The sequence below is a fragment of the Akkermansia sp. 54_46 genome (assembly GCF_001917295.1).
Taxonomy (GTDB): Bacteria; Verrucomicrobiota; Verrucomicrobiia; order Verrucomicrobiales; family Akkermansiaceae; genus Akkermansia; species Akkermansia muciniphila.
The window spans coordinates 294,707-314,874 of record NZ_MNUD01000035.1 but is presented as its reverse complement, the minus strand read 5'-3'; the positions used below and the strand labels follow the sequence as shown (position 1 = coordinate 314,874).

Sequence of the window (20,168 nt, the reverse complement as noted above, 5' to 3'; positions counted from 1 at the left end):
TTTCAGGCTATTGCCCGGACTGGTAGAGGGGCTTGTTGTCGTACCGGGCGTCGTAAATGGCGAAGGATTCGCGGTGCTGGTTGTGGTCGCCCCGGAAGATCAGCCTTCCGCTGTGCTGGCGTTCCAGTTCCATGAGCAGACTGGCGTCTTCATTCTTGAAGCGGGAGAGCACTTCCGAGTTGACGACGATGACCATGTCCCCGATGGTGTCCCGGTATTTCTGAATGCAGGCGTAAATTTGCCGCTGGATTTCCACGCTCATGGTCATCACGGATTTGACGCGTCCCCTGCCTCCGCAGTACGGGCACGGATCATGAACGGATTCCCGGAGGCTCTCGTTGAGCCGCTGGCGCGTCATTTCCATCAGGCCGATGGGGGTGATCTGCAGTACCTGGGTTTTTGCCTTGTCCCGTTTCAGGCGGTCCTTCATGGCCTTATAAACGGCCTGCTGGTCCTTCCTGTGGCGCATGTCGATAAAGTCCACCACTACCAGACCGCCGATGTTGCGCAGACGGAGCTGGCGCGCGATTTCATAGGCGGCTTCCAGATTGGTATCCAGAATGGTCTTGTCCAGGTCCTTGGTGCCCTTGTTACGCCCGGTGTTGACGTCAATGGCGATCAGCGCCTCCGTTTCGTCAATCACCAGGTAACCTCCGCAGGGCAGGAGCACCTGGCGCTGGAAAGCTTCATTGATTTGTTTTTCAATTCCCAGTTCTTCAAAGATGGGCGTGCGTACGGGGAAGTGCTGTATGTGGCGCTTGGCGCGTCGGGAGATTTTACCGGCAATGGCGCGCATGTGTTCCGTGGTTTCCGCGTTGTCGCAGATGATGTTGTCCACGGTGTCCGTGAGGAAATCCCGTGCCGTGCGTTCAATCAGGTCCGGTTCCTTGTACACGCAGACAGGGGCCGGGTTGGCCTCCTTTTTTTCTTCCACGCTGTACCATTGTTCCAGCAGCATGGCAAGGTCACGGACAAAGTGGCGGTAGCGCTGGCCCTGGGCCACCGTGCGCATGATGATGCCCATTCCGTCCGGAACATTCAGTTTCTGCATGATCTGGCGCAGGCGCAGGCGCTCTTTGGGGTCTTCAATTTTACGGGAGATGCCGAACTGATCCGTAAAGGGCATCAGGACCAGATAACGGCCCGCCAGGGAGACGTTCGTCGTGACGCGGGGACCCTTGGTGCCAATGGGCCCCTTGGTGACCTGCACCATGATTTCAGAGCCGATGGGGTAGATGTCCGGGATGTCTTTGGACGTGATTTTACGCTGCTGTTTTTTCGGACGTCCTTCACGTTCAATTTCTTCTAGGCTGGAGTCCAGTGCGGCGGGAAGAGCGTCCCAGAAATGCAGAAAGGCGTTTTTTTCCTGGCCGATGTCCACGAACATGGCTTTGAGGCCAGGCTCAATGTTTTTGACGCGGCCTTTAAAGATGCCGCCTACGATGTTGTCTTCGCCTTCGCGCTCGATGGTGTATTCTTCCAATACGCCGTTTTCCAGAAGGGCCACGCGGCGTTCGAGCTTTTCGGCATTAATGATGATAGTGGAGCCTTCCATGGGATCACAGGATCCAAAGCCGAAGGCCCGTTTGATTTTTTTAAGCATTTTTGTAAACACGGGGTGAGAATAAGCTAGGGTGTGCTATTGCCCGTAATGTTCCCGGTGGACCGTCTCCCGTCAGGAGAGGCTGGAGTGGAAGCTGTAGAGATGGCCGGAAAGGAATCATGCAGGCAGTTGCGTTGATGTGATGCGGCAGTACGGCAGACGCAAAGCCGGAGCGCTTGCTCCGGAGATTCCGCCTTTAGTCTTCTGCATCAGTAACATTGGTGAAGAAGTCCAGTTCCTGGAGGGCTTTCCCGGTACCTTCCGCAACGGCGCTCAGAGGGTCTTCCGCGATGTGGATGGGCAGGCCTGTCTGTTCGTGCAGGAGCTGGTCCAGCCCGCGCAGCAGGGCTCCTCCTCCAGCCAGAACGATCCCCCGGTCCACAAGGTCGGCAGCCAGTTCAGGGGGGCAACGTTCCAAAGTCGTCCGCACGGCGTCAACAATCGTGTTGAGTTGTTCCGTGAGCGCTTCACGCACTTCTTCTGATCGAATCGTCACTGTCTTGGGCAGGCCCGCGACCAGGTCACGGCCCTTGACCTCGATAGAGAGTTCCTGAGGCAGGGGATAGGCGGAGCCGATGCGGATTTTGATGTCCTCGGCGGTGCGTTCCCCGACCATGAGATTGTAAGTTCTCCTCATGTAGGAGATGATGGCGTCGTCCAGTTCATCCCCGGCGCAACGGACGGAACGGCTGTAAACGATACCGGAAAGGGAAATAAGCGCTACTTCCGTGGTGCCGCCGCCAATGTCCACGATCATGTTGCCCGCGGCTTCCTGAACCGGGAGGCCTACGCCGATGGCGGCGGCCATGGGTTCTTCAATCAGATGTACGCGGCGGGCTCCGGCCGCTTCCGCGGATTCCTTGACGGCCCTGCGTTCCACTTCCGTAATGCCGGAGGGAATGGCAATGAGCACGCGCGGCTTGATCAGGTAATACCTGGCCGTGGCTTTTTTAATAAAGTAGCGGAGCATTTCCTCCGTGATGTAGAAGTCGGCGATGACGCCGTCCTTCAACGGCCGGATGGCCGTGACGGAACCGGGGGTGCGGCCCAGCATGCGCTTGGCTTCGTCTCCCACGGCCAGAACCTTGTCCCCCTTGACGGCGACGACCGAAGGCTCGCGCAGAACGATGCCCTGATCCTTGACATTGACCAGGGTGTTGGCGGTTCCCAAGTCAATGCCAATATCATAGGAGAAAAGTTTGACAATTTTCTGAAAGAAAGATGACATAAAAAACTAGTGGATAAAGGCGTAGCCCTGAAACAGCCGGTGGAGGAACGCCTTGCTTTTTCCTTTTCACGGGACTGAAAGCCTGGCACTCGGACCGGGGCTGCGGGATGATCCCGTACAGGGCAAATCGACTATGAAAAAACATACCTTCCAGGTCAAGCGGAAGATGCCGGATGACATATGTATTTGTATTATCTGCAAGGATGTATTATATGAATGAAAGGTGGCGCCGGGGGGCTCCGTATATCAAAATCGCATTCCCCTATTCCATTATGAAAGTCACTACTATCCGAATAACGGCGGCATGCCTGGCCGGCTCTTTTTCTCTTTATGCCGATACGGTTTCCGACCAGGAAGAGGCCGTCTCATCTACGGGAACCTATTCCGTGGCTGGCGCTCTTCGCCTGCCGGAAAACGTAACGAAGAGGGATGTCTACGGCATGAATGTGGGCTGGAAGCTGTTCAAGGGTGGAAAGGCGCCGGAGGAAGCGGCCGGCCCGGATGTCGACGATTCCTCCTGGGAGTCCGTCAATCTTCCCAACGGCATTGAGCTTCTTCCGGAAGAGGCCAGCGGCTGTTCCAACTACCAGGGGCCGGTATGGTACCGGAAAACATTCATTCCTCCCGCCCGGCTGGAGGGGAGGAGGAACACCCTGTATTTTGAGGGCATCATGGGAAAGAGCGAGGTTTGGGTAAATGGAGAGAAGGCCGCGGAGCATTTCGGCGGATATCTTCCCGTGATCGTTAATCTGGACAAGTGGCTGAAACCGGGAGAAAAGAACGTCATCGCCGTGAAGGCTGACAATTCCAACGACGTTTCCTATCCCCCCGGCAAATCTCAGGAGGGCCTGGATTTTTCCTATTTCGGCGGCATTTACCGGGATGTGTACCTCATTTCCACCGGCCCCGTGTATATTACGGATCCGAACGAGGCCAATACCGTAGCCGGCGGGGGCGTTTTTTTCCGGACGGAATCTCTTGATCCCTTCACCCGCAAGGGCAAAGTGGGCGTGAAGGTTCAGGTGGCCAACCAGACGGACAAGGAACAGAAGGTGCGCGTGCAGGCGGTGATGACAGACCCCAAGGGGGTGGATCCTGCCGGGGAGACGGTTCCGCTGGTCATTCCTCCCCGTTCCACAGGAGAAGTGGATATTCCTCTTGTGCTTTCCAACGTGAAACCGTGGTCTCCGGACAATCCCGATTTGTACACGTTGAGCGTGGAAGTGTGGGACGCCGCCGGAGGGGATCAGGCCAAAGATTCGGCCCATCTGCTGGACAACCGTTCCATGAGGGTAGGCGTCCGGACGGTGGAAATGACGGAAAAGGGATTGGTGCTCAATGGGTCTCTGTTTTCTGAAAAACTGATTGGCGGTAACAGGCACCAGGATTTTGCCCGGCTTGGGAATGCGGTGCCCAACAACCTGCAATGGCAGGATGCCGTGAAATTGAGGAAGGCAGGCATGCGCGTAATCCGGAGCGCCCATTATCCGCAGGATCCGGCCTTTATGGACGCCTGCGACCGCCTGGGCCTTTTCGTCATCGTCGCCACACCGGGCTGGCAATTCTGGGGCAGCGGCCCTTTTGCAGACCGGGTGTATGACGATATCCGCCAGATGGTGCGCCGGGACAGGAACCATCCCTCCGTGATGATGTGGGAGCCTATTTTGAATGAAACTCACTACCCGGCGGATTTTGCCAAAAAGGCCCGCGACCTGGTGCATGAAGAATACCCGTACAAAGGGTGTTATACTGCTTGCGACGCGGTGTCTCAGGGCAACCAGCATTATGAGGTTCTGTATGCCCACCCGGCTACGGGGGACAAACACTGGTCTATCAAGGAGCGGAAGAACAACAAACCTTACTTCACCCGCGAATTCGGTGATAACGTGGATACCTGGTCCGCCCACAATTCCACCTCCCGCGTGGCCCGGCACTGGGGAGAAGCTCCCATGATGGTGCAGGCTCTTCATTATCTCAAAACCTCGTTCCCATACACCACGTACGATACGCTGAACGCCGCTCCGGCCTACCATTTCGGCGGCTGTCTGTGGCATCCCTTCGACCATCAGCGCGGCTACCATCCGGATCCCTTCTACGGAGGCATTATGGATGCTTTCCGGCAGCCCAAGACTTCCTATTTCGCGTTTATGTCCCAGCGTCCCCGGAAGACGCACAATAGGCTGGGTTCCGGCCCTATGGTGCACATTGCCAACGAATGCACTCCCTTTTCTCCGGAAGACGTGACGGTGTTTTCCAATTGTGATTCCGTTCGCCTGAGTGTCAACGGAGGGCCTCCGGTGGAAAAGAAGGTGGCATCCTGTCCCGGCGGCCTCAAGCACGTTCCCGTCGTGTTCCCGAAAGCCTGGGATTTCATGGAAAACAAGAAGCTTGCCTCGTCAGGCAAGGAGGGGGCGGTGAAATTGGTGGCGGAAGGCCTGATAGGCGGCAAGGTGGTGACCAGGCATGAAGTCCGCCCGGCCCGGAGAGCGGAAAAAATCCGTTTGACTCTGGATCGGGAAGATGGAGTGGATTTTTACGCCAACGGTTCCGACGTGTTTGCCGTGGTGGCGGAGGTTACGGATGGCCGCGGAACGGTGAAGCGACTGAATGATGAGGAGATTGTTTTTTCCGTGGAAGGTCCCGCCGAACTTCTGACAGATTCCCCGGACGGTACGCTGACCCAGTCCGTTAAATGGGGGTCCGCTCCGGCTCTGGTGCGTCTGGGAACCAGGCCCGGCACGGTGACGGTGAGGGCTTCCGTGAAGCATCCCGGTTCCCAAAAGCCTGTTTCCGGCATTATAAAGTTTGACACGAAGGCTTCCGGGTTGAAAATGCTCTTTACGGAAGACGCCGCAGACTGCGAAAAGAAAGCTGCCGGTACGCCGTCTTCCTCCGCGGCTCCTGCCTCCGAACGGGAGAAGTCCCTTCAGATGGAGCTGGAAAAGGTGCGCCATGAACTGAACAGTTTGCGCAATGAAAAAGTGAGCGCCCAGCAGACTCACTTTGAATAAACGGAATATGCCAATGATGCTAAGGGAAAAAATTATCCGTTTCTGCCTGCTCCTGCTGCGGCTGGGGATGGGGGGCTTTTTCCTTTTTGTTGCGGTGCGCAAGCTGCTTCATCTGGACCAGCTTCAGGAGACGATCGACCGTTTCTCCATTTTCCCGGAGGCCTGGGGGCATCCCCTGGCCTGCTTGGGAGTGTCGTGTGAGATTGCGGTGGGTTTGGGACTCCTGTTCCGCAGAACCTGCGCCGGGGCAGCGCTGCTGGGCAGCGCGCTGACATTCACATTCGTGGCGTTATTCGTCCAGGGCTGGGCCAGGGGGCTTTCCCTCTCCTGCAACTGCATCGGCGTGGAGAGGGCGGTAACCAGTTATCCCTTTGAAGTGGCCTGGAGGCTGGTCCTCTTTTTCCTCATGCTGATTCTCCTGTGGGATTCCTGCCGGAAGGGAAAAACGTATTTTAATGTGACCCGGCTGGATTTTAGTGAAATGTGACCGGAAGGAAAGACTCCTGCCGTTTTCCGGTTCGGGATAATTTCCGGGAAAATGTTCCGGGAGAGGAGGCCGGGAACCATCGAGCGGGTAGTGACGGCGGCCATGGTAATACCGAATGAAGCCGCAGGACGCCTGCAAGGCCAATGGTTACGCCCTGCTCCATATAAGGGGGCTTCCATGCAGCCGCATGGAAGCAGGCCGGGGAAATGGCCGTTTTTGCGCGCCTTTCCCCGGCAGGACGGTTCATGTCCTTATGTTGTCAACGATGCCGCCGTATACTCCGTATTAAAGCCTGTGGCCGAAAGAGTCTTCCGGCGTCAGGGATTTGACCAGTTCCAGCAGCAGCTTGATTGTATTTTCCACATCTGTCAGAGAGGCCGTTTCCACCGGGGAATGCATATAGCGCAGGGGGACGGACACCAGCGCGGAGGCTACGCCGTCGCGGGAGATGTAGATACTGTCCGTATCCGTTCCGGTGCGGCGTCCGGCGGCTTCATGCTGGAGCGGTATTTTGTTCTTGTCCGCCACGATTTCCAGACGGGCCACCAGGTTGGGATGGTTGGCCGTGCCGTGGATGACCGCAGGGCCGCCGCCAAGCCTGATATCGCCAAATTTGCCCTTGTCCAGTCCGGGCGAGTCCGTGGCATGAGTCACGTCAATGCAGATGGCCGCGTCCGGGCGCAGGCGGTGGGTAATCATTCCCGCGCCAATGCAGCCCACTTCTTCCTGCACGGCGTTGACGAGCACCACGTTCCAGGCGACGGGCTTTTTCAGCTTGCACAGCTTGCGGGCTATTTCCGACAGGATGAAGCCGCTCAGACGGTTGTCCAGAGCCCGGCATACCAGCTTGTTTTCATTCATCAGCATGGGGCCGTCGCAGTAAACGCCCACATGTCCCACGCGCAGGCCGAGTTCCGCTACTTCCTTGTCGGAGGAGGCGCCTACGTCAACGTAAATTTCCCAAATCTTGGGTTCCTTTTCTCCGGGTTCCCGCAAGTGGATGGCCGTGTTTCCGGTTACTCCCATCACTTCTCCCTGGGAACCCAGGAAGCGCACGCGGCGCCCCCGCGCGATGGCCGTATCCGTGCCGCCTACGCGTTCCACATACAGGAAGCCGTCCTTGGTGATATGACGGATCATGAAGCCGATTTCATCCGCGTGGGCTTCAATCATCAATGTGGGGGCTTCTTCCGCGTCCGCGTGGAAGACGGCCCAGGTATTTCCGTAAGTGTCGCACTGGACGTATTCCGTATATTTGCGCAGTTCGTCCGCCCAGATGCGCTGAGCGTCTATTTCAAAGCCGGAAGGGCTGGGGGTTTCCAGAAGTTCCGTTAAGAATTCAAGGCTGTCGTCGCTGATCTTCATGGCTTTTGTATAGCACCGTTCCGGCATGCGCTCAACAGGAAAGCACGGCTCCTGCAGTGGAGCTCTTTTTGAGGGCGGGGAATAAAAAGCCCCGACTGCGCAGGAAGCAGACGGGGCCTGGAAAAAGTTTTTTTGACCGGGGGCTAGGACTGTTTGTCCGGGGAAAGCCCCGCCAGGACGTCCTGCTTGTCCATGATATAACCGGTGTCCGGATCGTGGTATTGAGTGGAGTAAACGGATGTTCTGGCGCTTCCGTACGGGTCCGTTTCCTTCGCGACGGGGAGGCGGTTGACCAGGGCAGGGAAGCACTGCTCCACCAGTTCAAAGGCAGTGACGGGTTCCGGCACCAGATTCACGGAAAAGATGCCGCATTCCCAGGCTTTTTCCACGTCCCTGACCAGGCGGTGCATGGGATAAAGCTGATGGCGCTCCAGCAGAGCCACGTCCAGCTCTTCCGTTCCCTCCGGAACCTCCGCCAGCAGATCCGCCACACTCATGCCGGCTCCCGTTCCGGTGACTTCCGGAAGGTAAACGTTCAGCACGCGGCCGAACCGGAGGTTGATGAAGTCTTTCAGCTCCACCAGAGCCGCCAGCCATTCGTCTTCCGGTTCACGGAGCAAGGGAGAAAGTTCATTTCCCGTTTCCGGCTGGGTATCAATGCTGGTGATGTAGGTCACCCGTTCCGCCTTCACCTCATGCAGGAGATCAATCAGGGTTTTAACCTGAGCCAGAAAGGGAGCCGTATTCCGCCGAATAGCCGTGCTCCCTTCCCGGAGGGAGGGGCAGATAATGACGGCCTGCCCGAATTCCTTGCCGCGCAGCAGGGACAGGTTGGTTTCATCAATCAGGTAGTCAAAGTACCGTTTTGAGGACCAGAAAACGCCGAGGGCACAGGAAGAACCGATGAGAGCCGTATCTGTCATGGAATGAATGCGGGGGAGCGGTTGATGGGGAATGAACCTTTATTTCAGGGCGTCAAAAGCGGATTTGAAGAGGAAGTACCCCCAGCCCCAGTCTTCATTGCCGGCCCAGTCCTTGTCATAGTGGTGGCGGGGCAGCAGAAAGCGTTCCGGATGGGGCATCAGACCCATGGCGCGCCCGGTGGAATCCTGGAGGCCGGCGATGCTGCATTCACAGCCGTCGCGGTTGTCTACGTACTGGAGAGCCACATTTCCGGCAGCCAGGTATTTTTCCGCATCTCCGGGGCGGGTGACCAGGCGCCCTTCCGCATGGGCGGAGGGCAGTTCGAATTCATCCGGCAGGCCTTGAAGGAAGGGAGAGTTTTTGGCTACTTTCACCAGTTTGGCCCAGACGCATTCAAAACGTTCCTTTTTATTGTCAATCAGGCTGGAGTCAGGAAGAATGCCCAGTTTGGTGAGAATCTGGAACCCGTTGCAGATGCCCAGGAGCATGCCTCCTCCGGCATGATGCCGCTGCAGGGCATCCCCCAGGAAGCGTTCCGTTTCCAGCTGGGCCAGGCGGCCGCTGGTGACGTAGTCCCCGTAGCTGAACCCGCCGCCCAGGACGACAAGCTGGGATTTTGCGACGTGTTCCGGCGTAGCCGTGGCGATGGGCTGGATCTGGGTGGAGAACCCTGCCGCGCGCAGGGCGCGTTCCGTTTCCACGTCGCAGTTGGTGCCGGGGTATTTCAATAAAAGTGCGTGAGGCATATTGGTAGAAATGAATCGTTGGTTTGGTAAGATGCCGGTTTCAGGGGATCAATAATAGGGGGTAAGTCCGTCCTTCCAGAGCTTTTTGAGGTTGGCTATGTCGCAATCCAGCACCTTTTCCCCGCCGCAGCAGGTGGCCGTGAGGCGCTTTTCTTCCGTAACGCCGCCGATGCAGGCGCAGGGGAAGCCGTCCATAGCCGTTTCAAAATCCGCGGCGAATTCCGGATCCACCTCCACAAGGATACGGCCCGTGCTTTCGCTGAACAGAGGCACTGCCGGGGATTTCCAGCCATTGGCAGTCGGTACCTTCGTGAGATCCAGCCGAACGCCACCCTTGCCGGAAAAGGCCATTTCTGCAGCCGTGACGGCCAGGCCGCCTTCGGAAACGTCATGGGCGGAGAGCACCAGACCGGAAGTCAGGGCGCTGTAGTAGGCTTTGTACAGCTCCATGTTCGCGGCGCAGTCCGTCTGGGGAACCTTGCCGTCTTCCACACCGTGGGTGCGGGCGAAGACGGAGCCTCCCATCTCATCTTCCGTATGGCCGATGAGGTACAGCAGGCTATTGTTCCGCCTCAGGGAAGAACCGATGACGTGGTCCGGGTTTTCCACCACGCCGAAGCCGGAACAGAGGAAAGTGACAGGCACGTTGATGGGGCCGTTTTCCGTTTCAAAATAGTTGTAGAAGGAGTCCTTGCCGGAAATGAAGGGGGCATTGTACGCGTCCGCCGCCTTGGCGATGGCCTTCACGCATTCCACCAGGCGTCCGAGTTCCGCCGGATCTTCCGGATTCCCCATGCAGAAGTTGTCCAGAAGGCCGATTTTGTCCGGATTGGAGCCTACCAGGATGAGTTGGCGCACGCATTCGTCCACGGTACCGGTACCCATGGCGTAGGGATCCGTTTTACCCCATTCCGGAAGAATGGCGCAAGCCATGGCCATGCATTTGTCCGAGCCGTCGATGTCCACCACGGAGCCGTCCTGCGGAGCGTCCGCCTGCGCGCCCGCCAGGGGCTTCAGGATGGTGTTGCCCTGCACCTCATGGTCGTACTCGCGGATGATGGGTTCCCGGGAAACGATGGCGAAGTCTCCCATCACGGTTTCCAGGGATTTGTTCAGGTCCTTGTCCGGGAGGAGCTGGCCCGTGAGCGCCTTGCCGGGGGTGAATACGGATTTCAGCTTCTTGATGGGGGCGTCATGCAGCTTGGAGTTGTCCAGGCAGCAGACGAGTTCCCCCTTGTGCCAGACCTTCAGGATTCCCGTGTCGTCGGAATGGCCCAGGACGGTCAGTTCCGTCTGGAAGGTGTCTGCCAGCTTCCGGAGTTCCGGAAGGTCTTTTTCCTCCACGGCCATGACCATGCGTTCCTGGGATTCCGACAGGAAGATTTCCCAGGAGATGAGTCCGGGTTCCTTGAGAGGGGCGTTGTCCAGGAAAATTTCACCGCCTGTGACGGAGAGCATTTCTCCGGCGGCGGAAGAGAAGCCGCCGGCGCCGCAGTCCGTAATGAAGACGATGAGGCCGCGTTCACGCGCTTCCAGAATGAAGTCCAGCGTTTTCTTCTCTTCAATCGGGTTGCCGATTTGCACGGCGGTGAAGTCTTCCTCATGGGAGGCTTCATCCAGAGCGGCGGAGGAGAACGTGGCTCCCTTGAGACCGTCCCGACCCGTGCGCCCGCCAATGACGATTACCTTGAGGCCGGGGCGCATTTCCTTCAGGATGTCGCCGCGCGGAATTACGCCGGCGGTGCCGCAGAAGACTAGGGGGTTGTAAATGTACGTGGGGTCAAACTGGATGGCGCCGTTGACGGTGGGAATGCCCATGCGGTTGCCGTAGTCGCGCACGCCGCGCACCACGCCGCGCATGATGCCCAGGGGGTGGATGACGTCCGGGGCGGTGATGTCTGCCGGATTCGTGTCCGGAGCGCCGAAGCAGAAGACGTCCAGGGAGGCGATGGGCTTGGCTCCCTTGCCTGCGCCCAGGATGTCGCGGATAACGCCGCCCAGCCCGGTGTTGGCCCCGGCGTACGGTTCAATGGCGGAGGGGTGGTTGTGCGTTTCCGCCTTCAGGCAGACGGCCAGGTTGTCATCCAGGGCGATGAAGCCGGCATTGTCGTCAAACGCGCTGAGCACGAAGCCCGGCTTGCGTTCCATGATCTTCTCGGAAGGCTTTTTGATGTAGGTTTTGAACAGGCTGTTTACCGTCTCCGGCGCGCCTCCGTTGACGCTGTGGCGGATGGAGGCGGAAAAGATGCGGTGCTTGCAGTGTTCCGACCACGTCTGGGCGATTACTTCCAGTTCCACGTCAGTGGGGTCGCGGTCGATTTCCCGGAAAATCTGCTGGACGACTTCCATGTCTTCACGGGACAGGGAAAGCTTCTGCTTTTTGCTGAGTTCAAGCAGTTCGTCGCTGCTCAGGTTCCTCACGGGAACGGTTCGGTAGGTTTTGGCGGACATGTGGATGGAAAAGAAAAAGGGTTAGGCGATGGTCCAGTTGTGAATGGCGGGGTTGCAGACGTCCTTGGCAAAGCGCGCCGCCAGGGTTTCCTTGTCTCCCTGGCCGAAGACGTACACGCGCTGGGTGATTTTCAGGCCGTCCATAGTAAAGCCCATATTCCGGCGCCCGCGGTAGTTTTGCAGGATGGCTTCTTTTTCCAGATCCAGGGCGCCGGCTTTCATGCCGTAGTCAATCGTGAACAGGGCGCCTTCCAGGATGGGCGCGTTCTGTTCCGTGCATTCCTGGGAAATGGGGTCCACCAGTACACTCAGGAGGTATTCGCGGGCTTTTTGTCCGTCCCCGGTGATTTCTACGGTGTAAACGCGGCTGCGGCGGAAAGTGAGGCCGGCGTTCAGGGGGGTATAGAGCAGGGCGTCCGCACTGGCGGCGGCCTGGAACCGGTTGATAACTTCAAAGTGGAGGGTCATATTGCTCAAGAGTGTGGTAAAATGAAAAATGGGGGCCGGCGGAAAGACCGGCTCCCATGGGAGGGGGGAAAGAGGCTCAAGCCTTGTTCTGGAGCCGGGAAAGGACTTCTTCGTAGGCTTCCATCACGTTGCCGAGGTCCTGGCGGAAGCGGTCCTTGTCCATCTTCTCGCCGGTCTTGATGTCCCACAGGCGGCAGGTATCCGGAGAAATTTCGTCTGCCAGCACGATTTGGGAGGGATCTTCCGCCAAGCGGCCGAACTCAATTTTGAAGTCCACCAGAGTAAGTCCGGCCTGTTTGAAAAAGTCAATCAGCACATCATTCACGATGCGGGCCTGATTTTTCAGGAAGGCGCATTCCTCTTCCGTAGCGGCGTTCATTTCACGGGCGTAGTCGTCATTAATGAAGGGGTCGCCCAGGCTGTCATCCTTGTAGGAGAATTCCACAATCGGCTTCTTGAAAGGGGTTCCTTCCTTGACGCCCATGCGGCGGCTGAAGGAGCCGGCGGCGATGTTGCGCACGATCACTTCCAGAGGAAGGATGGAAACCTTTTTTACGTCAATGTTGATGTCGTCCACGTCCGCAACCAGGTGGGTTTTCACGCCCTTGCTTTCCAGCATGCGGTAGATGACCAGGGTGATGGCCTTGTTCATCCTGCCCTTGTTTTCAAACTGGGCCTTCTTGGCTCCGTTTCCGGCAGTGGCGTCGTCCTTGTATTCCATGCGGAGGACGTTGGGATTATCAGTCGTATAAAGGCGTTTGGCCTTCCCTTCGTAAATAGGTTCCATGATACGTGTTGCGCAGGGGTTGAATGCGTGCGGAGATGTTACGCCAGACGCTCCGCACGGTCAAGCCGCAACTGGATGAAGGAGGGGAGGGAAAAAGAAGCGAAACCCGAATGCGAAGTCGGAGCATGACGCAGACGGCCGCAGTCTCCGGGGCAACCTTGAAAAGCCGCACGGAGGGAGTCCGGACGGAAGAGGGAAATTAGTCTTGATACCGGTAGGGGGGGGCGTATCATGTGCTTTAGTATGCACGCCGACTTGGAGAAATTATTGTCTCTGGGGAAAATTACCCCCTCTCTCGCCGAAAAACTTGATCGCATCGCACCTGGCCGTTACTGCTTCCATGCTTCCTGGGGCGCCGGAAAAGTCATTTCCTGGAATCTCCCCGCCAAAAAGCTGGTCATTGATTTTGAGGAAAATCCGGAACACGAAGTTGCCCTGGAATTCGCTCCCAGAATTTTGGAGTTCATCAGTGACGACCATTTCCTGGCCAAGCGGTATGAAGATACCGAATCCCTGATCAACCTGTCCGTGGATGACCCGGTGGAACTGGTGCGCGTTACCTTGCAGGGCTACGGTAATTCCCTTACTCCGGAGAAGCTGGAAGCCGCGCTGAAAGGCACCGTAATTGCGGCGGACAAGTGGAAAAACTGGTGGGACAAGGTGCGCGCCATGCTCCGTTCCAATGTCCAGTTCATGATGCCCACCCGCAAGGGCGAACGCATCACGCTTCGCGCGAATATCCTTTCCCGCGCGCAGGCGGCTCTGGAAGATTACAATAAGGCCGCCGACCTGAAAGCCAAGGTGCGCGTGCTGGACGGCATCAAAATGGAAGCGGTCATGGCAGAGCCGGATGCCGTCAATGCCCTGATTCGTGCCGTGGATGCTGATGTGCGCAACGGCGGCAGCCTGGCTCTCCAGCAGGTGCTGGAGCTGGCCGTGCTCAGGGATGACCTGATTGCCTCCCTTAAAAATACGGAGGCGGCCAAGGAAGCTTATCCCCTTCGTTCCATCGTGGAAGCCAATATCGGCGATGTGGGCCGCTTCGCGGAAGTGCTCAATTCCATGCCTGCCGTGCGGCAGAAGCGCGTGTATGCCACGCTGCCCGCCATCTTTGGGGAGGATTGGCCGCAGAAGGCGCTGGAGCTTTTTGATGCAGGCGGCGCCCGCGCCGTGGGGGAAATCGCCAAATTCCTGATAGAAGAAGGGCAGGACAAGGTGCTGGTCAAGCATTTGAAGCATGAATTGCTGCGCCAGACCCTTCCGGCGGAGTCCCTCATCTGGATATGCCGCCAGCGGCATGACGCTTCCAAGCCTCTTTTTGGCCTCCCTGTGGGCATTGCGATGCTTTCCCTGATTGAACAGGACCACATGGACGGCGGCCCCAATCGCATGCTGCGCCTGAAGAACCTGTTCATGGAGGATAAGAGCATCATCCAGGAAATGATCAAGGGGCAGGATGTGGCGGAAGTCCGCCAGTTTGCCAAGATGCTGTACAACACCTCCGCTTTCTCCGAACAGGACCGCGGCGCGCTGATGGCCCGCATCATCAGCGTATTCCCAGACCTGCACGCCATTGTGCTGGACGCCCTGGTGGACAACTCCGACAAACCGGAACCGATTTTCGTTTCCTGGGAAAGCCTGGAGGCCCGCAAGAAGGAGCTGGAAGAACTGGTAAACGTGAAAATTCCGGAAAACCTGCATAACAAGAAGATTTCCCGTGCGGAGGGGGATCTCCGCGAAAACGGCGGCTACCAGGATGCCAAGGAAGTGGAGAAGGTGCTCAACCGCCGCCGGGCGGAACTGGAACATGCGCTGGCCCTGGCCCGCGGCACGGACTTTGCCGTGACGGATACCTCCCGCGCCGCCATGGGAACGAAGGTGACTCTTCAGCCGTTGAATGGCGGGGAGCCCGTGGTGTACACCATTCTGGGCGCGTGGGACACAAATCCGGAAAAGCATATCGTCTCCTATCTTTCCCAGGTCGGCAAGGAGCTGACGGGCAAAAGTGTAGGGGACCAGGTGAAGATTGTCCCGATGGACGGCGACAAGAAAAAGGTGTATACCATTACGAAGATTGAAGCCGCGTTCTAAAGGAGCCGCTTCCCTTGTCGCCAAGGTCTTTAAAACCGCCCCTTTTTTCGGAAAGGGGCGGTTTTTCATTGTTGATGGGCCGGAACCTCGTTATTTTGCGGGTTTAGGGTTCATCGCATCGTCGATAGAGGCGGCGCTTGATCATGGCCGCCCCGCATATTTATCGGCGCCATGAAGGAAACCTGAAATTATCCGTTCCGGCAGCTGAGATGAAAACGGGCTGCTTGCAACCGGGGCTTTTGCGGCCTGAGTCCCATCCGGGTCCGGTTCGGACAATGGAGCTGATGTGCGGAGGTCTTGTATTTAGAGAAATCCGGACGGGAAACGAACGGAATTTTCACAGGAAAGGATATAGTTCCTGCGTTACGGATACTGGTGTTTCGTGAAAACGGCCTTGCCTTTTTCCTGGCAACCGGGGAGACATGAAAAAGGGGCTGTTCCGGCGGATGCGGAACAGCCCTTGGAAAGAGATGAAGGGGAAAATTCCCTGTTTATCTGGCAAGCACTTTGTGAACGGCGGCAACGACGTTGTCCACATTCATGCCGAGTTCTTCCAGCACCTGTGTTCCGGGAGCGGAGAAGCCGAAACGGTTGATGCCCACGGCTTCCCCCTGGCAGCCCAGATATTTCCACCAGAGGTCCGTGACTCCGGCTTCTACGGAAACTCTCCTCATGCAGGAGGAGGGAAGCACGCTTTCCCGGTATTCGGCAGGCTGCGCGTCAAAGCGGCAGAAGCTTGGCATGGAGACGACCCGGATTCCTTCCCCTATTTTTTCCGCCGCTTTCAGAGCCAGTTCCAGTTCGGAACCGCTGGCAAGAATAATGGCTTTCAAGGCTCCCTGTTCTTTCCGGGCGATGTAGGCGCCTTTCAGCACGCCTTCCCGGCGCGTTTCAACGGGGATTCCGTTCAGCGTAGCCACTTTCTGACGGGTCAGGATGAGGGCGGTAGGGCCGTCGGCACGCTGCATGGCGGCCATCCAGGCTCCTGCGGTTTCTTCCGGGTCCGCCGGGCGGATGACATCCAGGTTCGGAATGACACGGAGGCCTGAAATTGTTTCCACCGGCTGGTGGGTGGGGCCGTCTTCTCCCACGGCTACGGAGTCATGCGTCAGAATATAGGTGACGGGGAGTCCGCTGAGGGCGGCTACACGGATGGAGGCGCGCATGTAGTCTACGAAGACGCAGAAAGTGGCGGCGCTTACGCGGAACAGGCCGTCGTAGGCAATGCCGTTGCAGATGGCGGCCATGGCGTGTTCGCGGATGCCGAACCAGAAGTTGCGCCCTTCCGGGGTTTCCGCAGAGAAGTCTCCTGCGCCGGAAAGGTAGTTTTTATTGGAGCTGTAAAGGTCTGCGCTGGTGGTCAGGAAGCAGGGATTCGCTTTAGCGATAGCGTTGATGGCAACGGCTCCGGCCGAACGGGTAGCATCGCCATAGTCCTGCGGGAAGGGCGGGATTGCCTTGTCCGAGTCTGCCGGATTGACGCCGCAGGAGCAGGCGTTGATGCCTGCGTCCAGTTCCTCTGCCAGTTCCGGATAAGCCCGGCGCCATTGTTCGTACATGGCGTTCCAGGCATTGAAATCTTTTTCCCGTTGGGCTTTCAGGTCTGCGAAAGCGGTACGGACGTCTTCGGAGACGTAATAACGTTCTCCGGCAGGAATTTCCCAGTTGGCGTGCGCTTCTTCCTGAAGCTTGGCCCCGCCTTCCCCATGGCCTTTTGTGGTGCCTTCAATGCCGGGAATGCCCTTGCCGATGACCGTTTTGGCAATGATGAGCTGGGGTTTCCCGTTTTTGGCGTTTTTGGCGGCTTCAACCGCTGACTTAATGGCCTTGATGTCGTGCCCGTCAATCTGGCGCACATCCCAGCCCAGGGCTTCGTATACGGCGCGCGGATCCGTAAGCTGGGTACGTTCCGCGGGAGCGTCCAGCGTGATGTCGTTGGAATCGTAAATGAGAATAAGGTTATCCAGCTTGAGCACGGCGGCCAGGGCGAGGGATTCCCGGGCGACGCCTTCCTGCAGGCAGCCGTCTCCCGTGAGGCAGAAGACGTGCTGGGTGAAGATATCCATGCCGGGCCTGTTGAACCGGGCAGCCGCGCGCCTGGCGGAGAGGGCGAAGCCTACGGCGTTCGCAATACCCTGGCCCAGCGGTCCCGTGGTGCATTCTACGCCTTCCGTATCCCGGAATTCGGGGTGGCCGGGCGTGATGGAACCTTTGTGACGGAAGTTTTTGATATCTTCAATGCCGATGTTGAATCCTGACAGGTGGAGCCAGCCGTAAAGAAACATGGAGCCGTGGCCGGCGGAGAGAATGAAGCGGTCACGGTTGAGCCAGCGGGGCTGTGAAGGGCAGATGTTGAGCAAATCGCCGAACAGGACGGCCCCGATTTCGGCGCACCCCAGCGGCAGGCCCAGGTGGCCGGATGCACAGTCGTGAACGGCATCCATGGCGAGTCCCCGCGCCTGGTTGGCGGCTTTTTGGAGAAGGTCAAGATTCATGCCCGGGCAATATGAGCGGATCAGCTTCATATTGGAAGCCTAAAATGCGTCTCCGGCGCCAGTTCCGGACCGGGGAAAAGCATTGAAGATGGAAGCGCCGCGCATGCCGCTCCCGGTTTTGCGGCACGCTCACCGGAATGTATGGCGCTTTAGGGAATAAAGCCGGGGGAAACATGTCGGACGGCATGCTCCAGTCCTTTTCTCCGGTGTTGTCCGCCCCTGGTTTTCATGGATGTCCAGATATTGGCCGGGATGGCGGATTTCATCCGCGCCGGAGCCGGTCAGTCGGAGGGAATGATCCTTTTTATCTTTATGGAAGAAGAAGGGGGAATTCCTTCCGTTTTTGCGTCCGGCGCTTTCACGGGTTAGCGCGGAAAAGACGCGTTTTCCGCTTTTTGCGGAAAAAGGGATTGTTGTATCATAAGCGGCGGAAATACATGAAAATCGTAATTAAAGTAGGTACGGGCGTGTTGACCCGAGAGAATGGGACGTTGGACGGTTCTTCCATCGTGCATCTGGTGAGCGCCCTGGCGGGGCTGATGCAGCAGGGCCATCAGGTGGTTCTGGTCAGCTCCGGCGCTGTAGGGGCCGGCGTGTCCGTCCTGGGTCTTCCGTCCTATCCTCAGGAACTGTCCTTGAAACAGGCGTGCGCGGCCGTGGGGCAGACGCGGCTGATGCAGGCGTATGAGAATCTTTTCAACCACTTTAACGTGGATGTGGCCCAGCTCCTGCTGACAGCGGAGGATTTGAAACTCCGCCGCCGCAACGTGCAGGCCACGGTGTTGCGCCTGTTTGAGCACGGAGGCATTATCCCGATTGTCAATGAAAATGATACCGTATCCGTGGAGGAGTTGAAGTTTGGGGACAACGATATCCTGTCCGTGCATATCGCGCGTCTGGTGGAGGCTGACGCTCTGTTTATCCTGACGAGCGTGGACGGCCTGTATCCCCCCGGAGGAAGGCGGGAGGCCATCATTTCCCGGGTGGAGGACGTGGATGCCGTGCTGGCGTTCGCGGAGGAGGACCAGGGGCGCTTTTCCATGGGCGGCATGAGCGCCAAGCTTCAGGCTATCCGGGAGGCCGTGAATGCGGGGACGGGCGTTTACATGCTGCATGGCCGCCATCCGGAACGCATCGCGCTGCTGCTGGAGGGGAAAGCGGAAGGAATCGGAACATATTTTGTACCGAAGGGATGAAGTTATGAAAATGAAGAATCCTCTTGAACCGGCGGGACGGACCGCTCTGGAGGCCTCACGGGAGTTGCTTGCCCTGGAGCCGGAAGAGAAGGCTCTGGCCCTGCGCCTGATGGCCGCAGGCGTTCGGAGCGCTGCGGAAAAGATTGTCCGGGAGAACGGCCTTGATATGGAAGAGGCCCGGAAAGGCGGCCGCAATGCCGCGTTTCTGGACAGGCTGCTTCTGACGCCGGAGCGTGTGGAGCACATGGCCCGCGGCATGGAACAGGTGGCGGCTCTCCCTGATCCCGTGGGCGAATGCATCCGGGAATGGACGCGCCCCAACGGGTTGCATATCCGCCAGGTGCGCGTTCCCTTGGGGGTCATCGGTTTTATTTACGAGAGCCGCGGCACCGTCACCTGCGATGCCGCCGCCCTGTGCCTGAAGTCCGGGAATGCCGTTATTCTGCGCGGCGGAAGCGAGTCTCTGCGGACCAACCGGGCGCTGGCGGAGGTTCTGCGCGCCGCGCTGAAGGAGTCCGCCGTTTCCGCGGACGCCGTGCAGCTTCTGGATTCCGGCAGCCGTGATGAGGTGCGGCAGTTGTGCGGGCTGGATTCTTTCCTGAACGTGATTATTCCCAGGGGGGGAAAGGGACTGATCCGCGCCGTGACGGAGTACGCCAGGGTTCCCGTGCTGAAGCATCTGGACGGCGTTTGCCATGTGTATGTGGATGCGGCGGCGGATTTAGAGATGGCCGTGAACGTGCTGGATGACGCCAAAACGCAGAGGCCCGGCGTATGCAATGCGGCGGAAACCCTGCTGGTGGACGCTGCCGCGGCAGAACGGTTCCTGCCGATGGCGGCGGAACGCATGCGCCTGCGCGGCGTGGAATGCCGCGTGTGTGAGCGAAGCCGCCCGTTTTTTGGTCCGGAAGCCATTCCGGCGGAAGAAGAGGATTGGTCCACGGAATATGAAGACCTGATTCTTTCCGTGAAAGTGGTGGACGGCGTCCGTGATGCCGTGGAGCACATTAACCATTACGGCTCCCACCACAGTGATTCCATCATTACGGAGGATGAACGGGCGCGCGATTATTTTATGAACCGGGTGGACAGCGCGTGCGTTTACCATAATTGTTCCACGCGGTTCAGCGACGGGGAGGAATTCGGCTTCGGGGCGGAAATAGGCATCGGTACGGACAAATTTCATGCCCGGGGGCCAATGGCTTTGCGGGAACTTACTTCCTACAAGTATGTTATTGAAGGAGACGGGCAGATGAAGGACCCGTCCCGAGTTCCGCGGAAAGGCCGTGCCTGAGCAGGAGGCCCGCCGTAAACAA

Annotated in this window: 14 protein-coding genes; 5 read left to right on the top strand and 9 right to left on the bottom strand. The window is 58.1% G+C overall.

Annotation, left to right across the window (positions count from 1 at the left end):
• Positions 1-7 precede the first annotated feature (7 nt).
• Both BHW66_RS10685 and BHW66_RS10680 read right to left on the bottom strand, forming a co-directional pair.
• On the bottom strand, positions 8-1,555 hold the full coding sequence (locus BHW66_RS10685; protein ID WP_012419594.1) for an Rne/Rng family ribonuclease: 1,548 nt from the start codon (positions 1,553-1,555) through the stop codon (positions 8-10).
• A gap of 244 nt (positions 1,556-1,799) precedes the next feature.
• Positions 1,800-2,831, bottom strand: a complete 1,032-nt coding sequence (locus BHW66_RS10680; protein WP_012419593.1) for a rod shape-determining protein — start codon at positions 2,829-2,831, stop codon at positions 1,800-1,802.
• Between the two features lie 212 nt (positions 2,832-3,043).
• Between BHW66_RS10680 and BHW66_RS10675 the strand changes: the two genes are divergently transcribed.
• Positions 3,044-5,842, top strand: coding sequence for a glycoside hydrolase family 2 TIM barrel-domain containing protein (locus BHW66_RS10675; protein WP_286689031.1), 2,799 nt, complete (start codon positions 3,044-3,046; stop codon positions 5,840-5,842).
• A gap of 7 nt (positions 5,843-5,849) precedes the next feature.
• The gene (locus tag BHW66_RS10670; protein ID WP_146018314.1) at positions 5,850-6,329 is read left to right on the top strand and encodes a MauE/DoxX family redox-associated membrane protein; all 480 of its coding nucleotides are present in this window, start codon (positions 5,850-5,852) and stop codon (positions 6,327-6,329) included.
• 285 nt (positions 6,330-6,614) lie between these two features.
• Here BHW66_RS10670 and BHW66_RS10665 read toward each other — a convergent pair whose 3' ends face one another.
• From BHW66_RS10665 to purC, 6 genes are all read right to left on the bottom strand, one after another.
• Positions 6,615-7,694, bottom strand: a complete 1,080-nt coding sequence (locus BHW66_RS10665; RefSeq protein WP_102733698.1) for a M42 family metallopeptidase — start codon at positions 7,692-7,694, stop codon at positions 6,615-6,617.
• Positions 7,695-7,837: 143 nt separating this feature from the next.
• A complete protein-coding gene (locus tag BHW66_RS10660) occupies positions 7,838-8,617 on the bottom strand; it encodes a hypothetical protein (protein WP_286689030.1) in 780 nt (259 codons plus the stop codon).
• 39 nt (positions 8,618-8,656) lie between these two features.
• A complete protein-coding gene (locus BHW66_RS10655) occupies positions 8,657-9,364 on the bottom strand; it encodes a phosphoribosylformylglycinamidine synthase subunit PurQ (RefSeq protein WP_046436748.1) in 708 nt (235 codons plus the stop codon).
• Between the two features lie 48 nt (positions 9,365-9,412).
• Positions 9,413-11,815: a phosphoribosylformylglycinamidine synthase subunit PurL gene (gene purL, locus BHW66_RS10650; protein WP_094139247.1), complete on the bottom strand. Its 2,403-nt coding sequence runs from the start codon at positions 11,813-11,815 to the stop codon at positions 9,413-9,415.
• A gap of 21 nt (positions 11,816-11,836) precedes the next feature.
• Positions 11,837-12,283, bottom strand: coding sequence for a hypothetical protein (locus BHW66_RS10645; RefSeq protein ID WP_094139248.1), 447 nt, complete (start codon positions 12,281-12,283; stop codon positions 11,837-11,839).
• 76 nt (positions 12,284-12,359) lie between these two features.
• On the bottom strand, positions 12,360-13,070 hold the full coding sequence (purC, locus tag BHW66_RS10640) for a phosphoribosylaminoimidazolesuccinocarboxamide synthase (RefSeq protein ID WP_102733621.1): 711 nt from the start codon (positions 13,068-13,070) through the stop codon (positions 12,360-12,362).
• Between the two features lie 243 nt (positions 13,071-13,313).
• On the opposite strand from purC, the gene BHW66_RS10635 reads away from it, so the two are divergent.
• Positions 13,314-15,161: a GreA/GreB family elongation factor gene (locus BHW66_RS10635; RefSeq protein WP_012419584.1), complete on the top strand. Its 1,848-nt coding sequence runs from the start codon at positions 13,314-13,316 to the stop codon at positions 15,159-15,161.
• Positions 15,162-15,652: 491 nt separating this feature from the next.
• On the opposite strand, the gene tkt is transcribed toward BHW66_RS10635, so the two are convergent.
• Positions 15,653-17,656 carry a transketolase gene (tkt, locus tag BHW66_RS10630; protein ID WP_286689029.1) on the bottom strand — a complete coding sequence of 668 codons (2,004 nt, stop codon included), beginning with the start codon at positions 17,654-17,656 and terminating at the stop codon, positions 15,653-15,655.
• A gap of 437 nt (positions 17,657-18,093) precedes the next feature.
• Between tkt and proB the strand changes: the two genes are divergently transcribed.
• Positions 18,094-18,852 (top strand): glutamate 5-kinase, encoded by a 759-nt coding sequence (proB, locus tag BHW66_RS10625; protein ID WP_046436739.1) that lies wholly within the window; start codon positions 18,094-18,096, stop codon positions 18,850-18,852.
• Between the two features lie 10 nt (positions 18,853-18,862).
• On the top strand, positions 18,863-20,146 hold the full coding sequence (locus tag BHW66_RS10620) for a glutamate-5-semialdehyde dehydrogenase (RefSeq protein WP_237970269.1): 1,284 nt from the start codon (positions 18,863-18,865) through the stop codon (positions 20,144-20,146).
• Positions 20,147-20,168: the final 22 nt, after the last annotated feature.

Bases quoted from the DNA above. Each gene is read 5' to 3' on its own strand.
- purL (WP_094139247.1), bottom strand. From the start codon at position 11,815: ATGTCCGCCAAAACCTACCGAACCGTTCCCGTGAGGAACCTGAGCAGC.
- BHW66_RS10685 (WP_012419594.1), bottom strand. From the start codon at position 1,555: ATGGAAGGCTCCACTATCATCATTAATGCCGAAAAGCTCGAACGCCGC.
- BHW66_RS10645 (WP_094139248.1), bottom strand. From the start codon at position 12,283: ATGACCCTCCACTTTGAAGTTATCAACCGGTTCCAGGCCGCCGCCAGT.
- BHW66_RS10620 (WP_237970269.1), top strand. From the start codon at position 18,863: ATGAAGAATCCTCTTGAACCGGCGGGACGGACCGCTCTGGAGGCCTCA.
- BHW66_RS10675 (WP_286689031.1), top strand. From the start codon at position 3,044: ATGAATGAAAGGTGGCGCCGGGGGGCTCCGTATATCAAAATCGCATTC.
- BHW66_RS10660 (WP_286689030.1), bottom strand. From the start codon at position 8,617: ATGACAGATACGGCTCTCATCGGTTCTTCCTGTGCCCTCGGCGTTTTC.
- tkt (WP_286689029.1), bottom strand. From the start codon at position 17,656: ATGAATCTTGACCTTCTCCAAAAAGCCGCCAACCAGGCGCGGGGACTC.
- BHW66_RS10680 (WP_012419593.1), bottom strand. From the start codon at position 2,831: ATGTCATCTTTCTTTCAGAAAATTGTCAAACTTTTCTCCTATGATATT.
- BHW66_RS10665 (WP_102733698.1), bottom strand. From the start codon at position 7,694: ATGAAGATCAGCGACGACAGCCTTGAATTCTTAACGGAACTTCTGGAA.
- BHW66_RS10670 (WP_146018314.1), top strand. From the start codon at position 5,850: ATGCCAATGATGCTAAGGGAAAAAATTATCCGTTTCTGCCTGCTCCTG.
- BHW66_RS10655 (WP_046436748.1), bottom strand. From the start codon at position 9,364: ATGCCTCACGCACTTTTATTGAAATACCCCGGCACCAACTGCGACGTG.
- BHW66_RS10635 (WP_012419584.1), top strand. From the start codon at position 13,314: ATGCACGCCGACTTGGAGAAATTATTGTCTCTGGGGAAAATTACCCCC.
- proB (WP_046436739.1), top strand. From the start codon at position 18,094: ATGAAAATCGTAATTAAAGTAGGTACGGGCGTGTTGACCCGAGAGAAT.
- purC (WP_102733621.1), bottom strand. From the start codon at position 13,070: ATGGAACCTATTTACGAAGGGAAGGCCAAACGCCTTTATACGACTGAT.